Origin of the sequence: Streptomyces sp. NRRL WC-3549 (genome assembly GCF_000721935.1) — a bacterium.
GTDB lineage: Bacteria > Actinomycetota > Actinomycetes > Streptomycetales > Streptomycetaceae > Streptomyces.
In genome coordinates this window covers 248,398-248,860 of the sequence record NZ_KL585414.1, presented here as the reverse complement: position 1 = coordinate 248,860, position 463 = coordinate 248,398, and the positions used below count along the sequence as shown (strand labels likewise).

Sequence of the window (463 nt, the reverse complement as noted above, 5' to 3'; positions counted from 1 at the left end):
GCGCCCGGCTGCACCCGCTCCAGACGGCCTTCCTGGAACGGGACGCCTTCCAGTGCGGCTACTGCACCCCGGGCCAGATCTGTTCGGCCCTCGGCATGCTCGACGAGGCCGCCGACGGCTTCCCCTCCTACGTCACCGCGCCGGACACGGCGGCGAGGAGCGGGCCCGCGGCGCTGGACGCGGAGGAGATCCGCGAACGGATGAGCGGCAACCTCTGCCGGTGCGGCGCCTACCCCCGCATCGTCGAGGCGATCGAGGACGTGGCGCCGTGAAACCCTTCGCCTATCTGCGCCCGGGCTCCGTCGCGGAAGCCGTCCGGGTGAGCGCCGAACGCCCCGGATCCCGCTTCCTCGGCGGCGGCACCAACCTGGTCGACCTGATGAAACTCGGCGTGGAGACGCCCGGCCTGCTCATCGACGTCAGCCGCCTCCCGCTGGACCTGGTCACGGCCACGGACGACGGC

The 463-nt window shown here is 72.8% G+C and carries 2 protein-coding genes; both read left to right on the top strand.

Annotated features, from left to right (window positions below):
- The coding region (locus IH13_RS0122465) for a 2Fe-2S iron-sulfur cluster-binding protein (protein ID WP_234433356.1) at nt 1-272 on the top strand (272 nt) is incomplete at its 5' end.
- Nucleotides 269-463, top strand: a 195-nt coding sequence (locus tag IH13_RS0122460; RefSeq protein ID WP_031087177.1) for an FAD binding domain-containing protein, incomplete at its 3' end; no start/stop codon positions are given. The genes IH13_RS0122465 and IH13_RS0122460, both read left to right, overlap by 4 nt.